The sequence below is a fragment of the Streptomyces caeni genome (assembly GCF_042678285.1).
Classification (GTDB): domain Bacteria; phylum Actinomycetota; class Actinomycetes; order Streptomycetales; family Streptomycetaceae; genus Streptomyces; species Streptomyces caeni.
Genome location: NZ_JBHUDX010000057.1, coordinates 1 through 9,463, shown reverse-complemented (window position 1 = coordinate 9,463; position 9,463 = coordinate 1). Strand labels below are relative to the sequence as shown.

Annotated in this window: 6 protein-coding genes and 3 pseudogenes; 7 read left to right on the top strand and 2 right to left on the bottom strand. The window is 70.9% G+C overall.

The window, feature by feature from the left end; all coding sequences use genetic code 11:
- Positions 1–52 precede the first annotated feature (52 nt).
- A complete protein-coding gene (locus ACFSL4_RS20745) occupies positions 53–1,390 on the bottom strand; it encodes a 6-phospho-beta-glucosidase (RefSeq protein ID WP_381084869.1) in 1,338 nt (445 codons plus the stop codon).
- A 286-nt stretch (positions 1,391–1,676) separates the two neighbouring features.
- Here ACFSL4_RS20745 and ACFSL4_RS20740 point away from each other — a divergent pair, with 286 nt between their 5' ends.
- Both ACFSL4_RS20740 and ACFSL4_RS20735 read left to right on the top strand, forming a co-directional pair.
- Positions 1,677–2,519 carry a hypothetical protein gene (locus ACFSL4_RS20740; protein WP_381085008.1) on the top strand — a complete coding sequence of 281 codons (843 nt, stop codon included), beginning with the start codon at positions 1,677–1,679 and terminating at the stop codon, positions 2,517–2,519.
- Between the two features lie 351 nt (positions 2,520–2,870).
- Positions 2,871–4,274, top strand: coding sequence for a glycoside hydrolase family 16 protein (locus ACFSL4_RS20735; protein ID WP_381084866.1), 1,404 nt, complete (start codon positions 2,871–2,873; stop codon positions 4,272–4,274).
- 91 nt (positions 4,275–4,365) lie between these two features.
- On the opposite strand, the pseudogene ACFSL4_RS20730 reads toward ACFSL4_RS20735, so the two are convergent.
- Positions 4,366–5,197, bottom strand: a pseudogene (locus tag ACFSL4_RS20730) (helix-turn-helix domain-containing protein).
- 146 nt (positions 5,198–5,343) lie between these two features.
- Here ACFSL4_RS20730 and ACFSL4_RS20725 point away from each other — a divergent pair.
- The 5 genes and pseudogenes from ACFSL4_RS20725 to ACFSL4_RS20705 all read left to right on the top strand — a co-directional run.
- Positions 5,344–5,936: pseudogene (locus ACFSL4_RS20725) on the top strand (transketolase-like TK C-terminal-containing protein); the annotation flags it as partial.
- Between the two features lie 124 nt (positions 5,937–6,060).
- A pseudogene (locus ACFSL4_RS20720) lies at positions 6,061–6,348 on the top strand (glucose-6-phosphate dehydrogenase); the annotation flags it as partial.
- Entirely contained in the window at positions 6,345–7,304 is a 960-nt protein-coding gene (gene opcA / locus ACFSL4_RS20715) for a glucose-6-phosphate dehydrogenase assembly protein OpcA (protein ID WP_381085005.1), read from the top strand. The pseudogene ACFSL4_RS20720 and the gene opcA, both read left to right, overlap by 4 nt.
- Entirely contained in the window at positions 7,297–8,940 is a 1,644-nt protein-coding gene (gene pgi, locus ACFSL4_RS20710) for a glucose-6-phosphate isomerase (RefSeq protein WP_381084863.1), read from the top strand. The genes opcA and pgi overlap by 8 nt, the downstream gene beginning before the upstream one ends.
- 15 nt (positions 8,941–8,955) lie before the next feature.
- The coding region (locus ACFSL4_RS20705) for an NAD(P)-binding domain-containing protein (RefSeq protein ID WP_381085003.1) at positions 8,956–9,463 on the top strand (508 nt) is incomplete at its 3' end.

Here is a 9,463-nt window from a genome sequence, read left to right as displayed (position 1 = left end):
CCCCCCCCAGACCTCGCGGCCGGAGGGCGGGGAGCACCTCCGGCAGGGGCGCCTACCCGAGATACGCCAGGCCGGGGTGCACCGCGGTGTAACCGTCCACGAGGCGACGGGCCACGTGCACGGAGTCGACGAGCGGATGCAGCGCGAACGCCTTCACCGCCGTCGCCCGCGAGCCGGACTCCGCCGCGGAGAGCACCTCGCGCTCGACGGCCTTCACCGCGCACACCAGGCCGGCGGCGTGGCCGGGGAGCGGATCGAGCGCCACCGGGTGCGCGCCGTTGGCGTCGACCAGGCACGGGACTTCGACGACGGCCTCCGCGTCAAGGACCCGGAGGGTGTCGCGGTTGCGCACGTTGAGGATGAGGGTGGTGCGCTCGTCGCGGGCGATGGCGCGCATGAGGGCGAGGGCCACCTGCTCGTAGCCGCCGGAGAGGTCGTCGGCGTCGCGCTCGCCGGCGCCCGCCGTACGGCGGTTCTCGGCCATGTACGTCGCCTCGCGTTCGGCCCGGGTGCGCTCCCAGGTCTCCAGGGCGAAGGCACCGGGGCGCTTCACCTCCTCGTAGAACCGGGCCTGCTGGTCGCGCAGGAAGGCGCCGCGGGTCTTCCCGGCCTCGCGGTAGGCGCGCACGGTCTCGCGGGTGAAGTAGTAGTAGTGCAGGTACTCGTTCGGGATCGCGCCCAGGGACCGCAGCCACTCGGGTCCGAAGAGCCTGCCCTCCTCGAAGGAGCCCAGCAGCTCCGGATCGCCGAGCAGACGCGGGAGTTCGTCACGGCCCGCCACACGCAGCCCGCGCACCCAGCCGAGGTGGTTGAGGCCGGCGTAGTCGATCCACGCCTCCCGCGGATCCGAGCCGAGTGCGCGGGCGATACGGCGGCCCAGACCGACCGGTGAGTCGCAGATGCCGATGACGCGGTCGCCCAGGTGACGCGACATGGCCTCGGTGACGAGACCGGCCGGGTTGGTGAAGTTGATGACCCAGGCGTCGGGGGCCAGCCGCGCCACGCGCCGGGCGATGTCGACGGCGACGGGCACGGTCCGCAGGCCGTACGCGATGCCGCCCGCGCCGACCGTCTCCTGGCCGAGGACGCCTTCGGCGAGCGCCACCCGCTCGTCGTTCGCACGCCCTTCCAGGCCCCCGACGCGGATCGCGGAGAACACGAAGTCGGCGCCGCGCAGGGCCTCGTCGAGATCGGTGGTGGCACTCACCACGGGCGCATCCGGGACGGACACCGCCTGTTCGGCCAGGACGCGGGTCACCGCGGACAGCCGCTCCGCGTCCAGGTCGTGCAGCACGACGCGGGTGACCCGGCCCTCCGCGCGGTCCCCGAGGAGCGCCCCGTACACGAGCGGCACCCGGAACCCGCCGCCACCCAGAATCGCCAGTTTCACGTCCCCACCTCACCCATCACGACCACCTCGGTGTCCGCCTCCATCCTGCCCCGTCGGCGTATGCGGGCGTGCTCGGCGGCACGGCACGCGGCCCCCGTGTCCGGCCGCGGCGCCGGCGGCTGCCTCTGAACGGGTCCGGAGCGGGTCCCGAACGGGCCTGGAACGGGTCCGGAACCGGCCTGGAACGGGTCCGGAACCGGCCTGGAACGGAAGGGGAAACGGTGCCCCGGAGGGCCGATGCGTGGTTCTATTCCGGAACCATCCTCATCGACGTGGCAGGTGCATGATGAAACGGCAACTCTTCGCTCTCGCCGCCGTGTCGGCGGCCTACACCCTCGGTGCGGCGGCCTCGTCGGCGGCCGCCGCACCGGTCTGGCAGGAGACCGGCACGGCGTACGTCGACTCGCTGAGCAGCGGGCAGGGGCTCGCCAGCCGCGCCGACGGCTCACTGCTGTACCGAGGACTCGCCTCCATCCCGCTGGAGCTGCGCCTCAAGGGCTGGAACCACGTCGGTGACCCCGACATCGCCCAGGGCCACGTCTTCGACGCCTACCAGGGCCCGGACACGGCGACGTCGAAGATGTTCGCGGTGACCACTCCGGCCGGGAAGCGCTACACCTACGAGCACCGGCTCGACCCCGGGGAGAAGCTCAACAACTCCTTCGCCGCCGTCTCACCGGACGGGCAGTGGCTGGTGGGGGGCGAGTGGGGCGACCAGAACCGGCTCCAGGTCTTCCCCGCCCCCCTGCTGAACCCGTCCACCCCGCGCACGGGCGGCACCCTGCCTCAGGCCGGGCAGATCACCCTCGACAAGACCGTGCGGGACATCCAGGGCTGCGACTTCGTGAACGACACCCGGCTGCTGTGCGCCTCCGACGACGGCTCCCGCACGCTCTTCCCGGAGGACCGGCCGCTGCTCCAGGTGGACCTGCCGCACGCGTTGGACGGCGGGCCGGTCACCGGGCGGGTGACGAGCCTGTTCGCGCTGCCCCAGCGCAGTGTGTGCACCGGGACGTTCGAGACCGAGGGCGTCGACTACGACGCGGCGCGCGGGACGCTCCGCGCCGAGGTGGTCCAGCCGGGCGTGTGCCAGATCGCGACCACCGTCTACGCGTACCGGCAGCCGTAGCGGATCAGCGGTCCGGCCGCCTGACGGCGACACCCTGCGTGCGCGAAAACGGCTGTGCGGTCGTCCGGCGGACGTCGTTTCGCCTTGGCGCGTTCCGAGCCCGTGGATCAGACTCTTCCGCCTGCCGGACCCCCGCCGGACGGCCGCATGCCCGCGGCGCCCCACACCTCCGCCTTCAGCGCCTGAACTCCCTTACCGCACAGGGACTTTCTCGGCTTTACCTCTTGACGGTCGAAGTATCGAAGAGCACATTGGCCGCGCGGCCTGAGAGCGCTCTCACGACACCTCGCGCGCCGTTGTGGCTCTCATGCGCGCCCGCACACCCCCACCCCGTACCCGAAGAGGCAGCCCATGAAGGACACTTCCGGCACACCCATGAGACGCCGCCCCCTCAGGCGCGTACTCGTCGCCGCGCTCGGCACGATGGGGCTGGCCGTGGCCGCCGCCACGGCCCTCACCCCGCCCGCGAACGCCTCAGCCCCCACTCCCCCGGCCGGCTGGACCCAGGTCTTCCTCGACGACTTCGACGGGGCGGCGGGCTCCGGCGTCAACACGGCCGACTGGCAGTACGACACCGGGACCAGCTATCCGGGCGGCGCCGCCAACTGGGGCACCGGCGAGGTCGAGACAATGACCTCCAGCACCGGCAACGTCTCGCTGGACGGCAACGGCAACCTCCTCATCACCCCGCGCCGTGACGCGTCGGGCAACTGGACCTCGGGCCGCATCGAGACCAACCGGACCGACTTCCAGCCCCCGGCCGGCGGCACGCTGCGTGTCCAGGCCCGGATCCAGATGCCGAACGTCACCGGTGCCGCCGCCAAGGGCTACTGGCCCGCGTTCTGGATGCTGGGCGCACCGTTCCGGGGCAACTACCAGAACTGGCCGAGCGTCGGCGAACTGGACATCATGGAGAACGTCCAGGGCCTGAACACCGACTGGGCCACGATGCACTGCGGCACCAACCCGGGCGGCCCCTGCAACGAGACGTCGGGCATCGGCGGTTCGACGTCCTGCAGCGGAACGACCTGCCAGGCCGGCTTCCACACCTACGCGATGGAGTGGGACCGCTCGACGAGTCCCGAGGAGATCCGGTTCTACCTCGACGGCGTCAACTTCCACACGGTGAGGGCGAACCAGGTCGACGCGACGACCTGGACCAACGCCACCAGCCACGGCTTCTTCATCATCCTGAACGTGGCGATGGGGGGCGGCTTCCCCGGGGCCTTCGGCGGCGGACCGGACAGCGGCACGGAGCCCGGCCACCCGATGGTGGTCGACTATGTGCAGGTACTCCAGTCCTCGGGCGGTGGGAGCGGTACCACACCGCCGCCGTCGGGTAACCGCGACGCGTACAGCGCGATCCAGGCCGAGTCGTACGACGGCCAGTCCGGCGTGGTGACCGAGACGACCACGGACACCGGCGGCGGCCAGGACATCGGCTACCTGGCGAACGGCGACTGGGCCCTCTACAAGGGGGTCGACTTCGGCTCCACCGCGGCCACCCAGTTCAACGCGCGGGTCGCGAGCGGCGCGGCGAACGGTGTGAGCGGACTGGTCGAGGTGCGTCTGGACAGCCGCTCGAACGCACCCGTCGGCAGTTTCGCGCTGGCCGACACGGGCGGCTGGCAGAGCTGGCGGACGGTCCCGGCGAACATCACCTCCGTCACCGGCACCCATGACGTGTACCTCACCTTCACCAGCGGCCAGCCGGCCGACTTCGTGAACGTGAACTGGTTCGACTTCGGCCACTGACGGTCAGCGCCGAGGGGGTGGGTCCCGGGACCGGGTCCCACCCCCTTTCTTTCCTTGCCTCCGCCTTTTCTTTGCCTCCGCCCGGACTTCCTCACCTCGGTTCCGCCCGGAAGGCCGCCGGTGTCGTGCCCGTGCGCCGGTGAAAGAACTCGGAGAAGTTCGCCGGGTCGGGGAAGCCGACGGCGACGCCGACCCGGCCGATCGGCAGGTCCGTGTGGGCGAGCGGCCGCTTGGCCTCCAGGACCACACGCTTGTCGATGAAGCCCTCGGGCGTCTCACCGGTGGCGGCGCGGACGGCGCGGACCGGGGTGCGGCGGGAGTAGCCGAGCGCGTCGGCGTACGCACTGACGCCGCGGTCGGCGGCGAAGTCCTGCTCGACCGCGTCCCGGAAGCGGGTGAAGGCGGTGCCGGACCGCAGGCGGGCCGCCTCGGCGGAACTCGCCGCGAGATGCGCGAGGCGCAACGGGAACGCGGGAGTGGCGCAGCACCGCCGTGTGCGGGCCCAGGGGCAGGGTGGCGGTGCCCTCGTACTCGCGTTGGAGCTGGGCGAGCACGGCGCGCAGTGCCGCGAACTGGTCCGGTCCGGACGCAGCAGCGGCGGCAGGTCGTAACGGCACAGACCGGTGACCTCGGCCGTGGAGCGCGGCAGGAATAGCGGTGGACCTGTCCGGGGCGGATCCACAGCAGGTCGCCGTCGGCCGCCTCGTACTCGGCGAAGTCCACATGTGTCTCACGGGGGCGCCGGTGAAGAGCATCACCACGTGGAAGTCGATGCGGTGGACGCGGCCGGGCGGTGCGGTCGGCGGCCGGGCGCGCCCGGACTCCATGGGGCCCACCTGCATGCCGACGCCGCAGACGCTCAGATCGACGGGGAAGGGGTACGTCCTGATCCCGTCGTCGTCATGCCTGGTTTCGTCCGCCATGTCCTTCTCGCGCCACCCTCGGTGCCGCCACCCCTGTCCCACTTTCACCGAAGGCTGACACAGGGGCACCTTCCCCAGTAAAGGTCAGACTTTAAGCTTTGAAGCTGTTCTGCCGGCAATCTCCATCCAGTGAGGACTTCTTGAAGATGAGTGCGCAGAGCGCAGACGGGTTCGAATGGATCGATCTCGACCGCCACGCCGTGGACACGGCCCGTATCCTCGCGGCCGACCCGGTACAGAAGGCGGGCAACGGCCACCCGGGCACCGCCTTGAGTCTGACTCCAGCCGCGTACACCATCCTTCAAAAGGTGATGCGACACGGTCCCGTCGACCCCGAGTGGATCGGGCGTGACCGTTTCGTCCTCTCCCCCGGCCACACCTCGCCGACCCTGTACATCCAGCTCTTCCTCGCAGGCTACGAAAACGAGACCGCCATCGCCTGGGCCGAGATCCTCAAGCGGCACTCCACGAACCCGGCCCCGCACGATCTCGCGCCGGCCCGCCGGGGCGTGCCCGTGTACGCTCCCAACCCCGAGGCGGCGAAGGGCGGTTACATCCTCCAGGAATCCCCGGGATCCCGGACGTCATCCTCATCGCCACCGGCTCCGAGGTGCGGCTCGCCGTCGCCGCGCGCGACCTGCTGGAGGCCGGGGGCGTGGGCACCCAGGTGGTGCCGATGCCGTCCGTGCAGTGGTTCGAGGAGCAGCCCGCCGACTACCGCGAGCGTGTCCTGCCGCCCATCGCCGGCCCCTCCGGCCTGGTCATCTTGGGCGTCACGGGCGACCTGTCCCGCAAGAAACTGATGCCGGCCGTCCACGACCTCGCCAACCGCGGCCTGCTGCCGCCGGGTTTCTCACCGGTCGGGTTCGCCGGGCGAGATCGGGGACGTCACGATGGACTTCGCCTACGGCGAGTCGTTCACCGAGTCGAGCCCAAAGGCGTACGAACGGCTGATTCTGGACGTACTGCTCGGCGACACCAGCCTCTTCCCGCACACCGGGGAAGTGGAGGAATCCTGGAAGATCCTCGACCCTGTCGAGGAGTACTGGGCCACGCACGGCAGGCCCGCGCAGTACCCCTCGGGCAGTCGGGGCACCGAGGAGGCCGACAAGATGCTCGCACGAGATGGACGGAGCTGGCGCAGGCCATGAAGATCGACCTGACCGACACCACGTCAAGCAAGATCAACAAGGCGCTGGTGCAGGGCCGCCATGCCCTCGGCACCCCCGCCGTGGGCATGGTCCTGACGATGGTCATCGTGACCGACGAGGAGAACGCGTACGACTCGATCAAGGCGGCCGAGGAGGCCTCGCACGAGCACCCCTCGCGCACCCTGGTCGTCATCAAGCGGCACTCCCGCACCCTGCGCGACCGCACGTCCTCGCGCCTGGACGCCGAGGTCCGGGTGGGCGCGGACGCCGGCACCGGCGAGACCGTCGTACTGAGGCTGTACGGCGAGGTGTCCGACCACGCCGACTCGGTGGTCCTGCCGCTGCTGCTGCCGGACGCGCCCGTCGTCGTGTGGTGGCCGGTGGACGCGCCCGACAACCCTGCCAGGGACCCGCTGGGCGCCCTCGCGCAGCGCCGGATCACCGACCTGTATGCCGTCGAGGCCCCGCTGACCACACTGGAGACCCGGGTCGCCTCCTACGCGCCGGGCGACACCGACCTGGCCTGGACCCGGCTGACGCCCTGGCGGTCGATGCTGGCCGCGGCGCTCGACCAGGCCCGTGCGGAGGTGATCTCCGCGGCCGTCGAGAGCGAGGCCGAGAACCCGAGCGCCGAGCTGCTGGCCCGCTGGCTGGAGGCCCGGCTGCGGGTACCCGTCGAGCGGATCGTCACCGCGGGACCCGTCGTCACGGCGGTCCGGCTGGGCACCGAGAAGGGCGAGGTCGTCATCGACCGCCCGGAGGGCCCGCTGGCCACGCTCAGCCTTCCGGGCCAGCCCTCGCGGACCATGGCGCTGAAGGTGCGCGCCACCTCCGAACTGATCGCGGAGGAGCTGCGCCGCCTCGACGCGGACGAGATGTACGCCATCGCCCTGCGCGGCAAGGACTCACACGAGGACGCCCCCACGGGCGCGAAGGAGAACCGCACTCATGTCTGACAGCCCCAGGCTCACCCACCGGCCGGAATGGACGGCCCTGGAGGACCACCGCGCGGGGGCGCTGCTCCACCCGGATCTGCGCGAGCTGTTCGACCGGGACCCCGAGCGGGCCCGGCGCTACACGGTGCGCGTCGGCGACCTGCTGATCGACTACTCCAAGCACCTGATCACCGACGAGACGCTCGCCCTGCTCCAGGAACTGGCCACCGCCACCGGCGTGTTCGGGCTGCGCGACGCCATGTTCCGCGGTGACAGGATCAACACAACGGAGAACCGCGCGGTCCTGCACACCGCGCTGCGCGCCCCGCGGGACGCGGTGATCGAGGTCGACGACGCGAACGTGGTGCCCCGGGTGCACGCCGTGCTCGACAAGATGGCCGCCTTCGCGGACAAGGTCCGCTCGGGCGAGTGGACCGGGCACACCGGCAGGCGCATCAAGAACGTCGTCAATATCGGCATCGGCGGCTCCGACCTGGGCCCGGCGATGGCCTACGAGGCGCTGCGCTCCTGCACCGACCGCGACCTGACGGTCCGCTTCGTCTCCAACGTGGACGGCGCCGACCTGCACGAGGCCACCCGCGACCTGGAACCGGCGGAGACGCTGTTCATCGTCGCGTCGAAGACCTTCACCACCATCGAGACGATCACGAACGCAACCTCGGCCCGTTCCTGGCTCGTCGAGGGGCTGGGCGAGGAGAAGGCCGTCGCCCGGCACTTCGTCGCCCTGTCGACGAACGCCGGGAAGGTCGCCGAGTTCGGCATCGACCCGGACAACATGTTCGAGTTCTGGGACTGGGTGGGCGGCCGCTACTCGTACGACTCGGCGATCGGCCTGTCCCTGATGATCGCCATCGGCCCCGGCCGCTTCCGGGAGATGCTCGACGGCTTCCGCATCGTCGACGAGCACTTCCGCACCGCGCCCGCCGAGTCCAACGCCCCGCTGCTGCTGGGCCTGCTGGGCATCTGGTACGGCTCGTTCTTCGGCGCCCAGTCGCACGCGGTGCTGCCGTACTCGCACTACCTGTCCAAGTTCACCGCCTACCTGCAGCAGTTGGACATGGAGTCCAACGGCAAGTCGGTGGACCGCGACGGGCACCCGGTGGAGTGGCAGACGGGCCCGGTGGTGTGGGGCACGCCCGGCACCAACGGCCAGCACGCCTACTACCAGTTGCTCCACCAGGGCACCAAGATGATCCCGGCCGACCTGATCGGTTTCGCCAACCCGGTCGACGAGCTGAGCGGTGGACTCAGGGCGCAGCACGACCTGTTGATGGCCAACCTGTTCGCGCAGGGCCAGGCGCTCGCGTTCGGCAAGACCGCCGCCGAGGTCCGTGCCGAGGGGGTGCCGGAGGAGCAGGTGCCGCACCGCACCTTCCGCGGCAACCACCCCACCACCACGATCCTGGCCACCGAGCTGACCCCGTCGGTCCTCGGCCAGCTGATCGCCCTCTACGAGCACAAGGTGTTCGTGCAGGGCGCGATCTGGCACATCGACTCCTTCGACCAGTGGGGTGTCGAGCTGGGCAAGGTCCTCGCCAAGCGGGTCGAGCCCGCGCTGACCGGCGGCACGGACGTCCCCGGCCTCGATCCATCCACCGCCGCCCTCGTGGCCGCGTACCGCACGCTCAGGAAGTGAACTGACATGACGACGATGCAACTGGGTCTCGTCGGCCTCGGCAGGATGGGCGGCAACATGCGCGAGCGGATCCGCCGCGCGGGCCACACCGTCATCGGATACGACCGCAACCCGGACATCTCCGATGCCAGCAGTCTGACCGAACTCGTCGAGAATCTCGAAGCCCCGCGCGTGGTCTGGGTGATGGTCCCGGCCGGCGCCCCCACCCAGTCCGTCGTCGACGAGCTCGCCGGCCTGCTCTCCCCCGGCGACACCGTGGTCGACGGCGGCAACTCCCGCTGGACGGACGACCAGAAGCACGCCGAGGAGCTGGGCGCCAGGGGCATCGGCTTCGTCGACGCCGGCGTCTCGGGCGGTGTGTGGGGCCTGCAGAACGGCTACGCCCTCATGGCCGGAGGCGACAGGGAGCACATCGAGCGGCTGAAGCCCGTCTTCGAGGCGCTCAAACCCGAGGGGCCGTACGGCTTCGTCCACGCGGGCAAGGTGGGGGCGGGCCACTTCTCGAAGATGGTCCACAACGGCA

Coding starts and splice junctions, on each gene's coding strand:
- opcA (WP_381085005.1), top strand. CDS start 6,345: ATGAAGATCGACCTGACCGACACCACGTCAAGCAAGATCAACAAGGCG.
- pgi (WP_381084863.1), top strand. CDS start 7,297: ATGTCTGACAGCCCCAGGCTCACCCACCGGCCGGAATGGACGGCCCTG.
- ACFSL4_RS20740 (WP_381085008.1), top strand. CDS start 1,677: ATGAAACGGCAACTCTTCGCTCTCGCCGCCGTGTCGGCGGCCTACACC.
- ACFSL4_RS20735 (WP_381084866.1), top strand. CDS start 2,871: ATGAAGGACACTTCCGGCACACCCATGAGACGCCGCCCCCTCAGGCGC.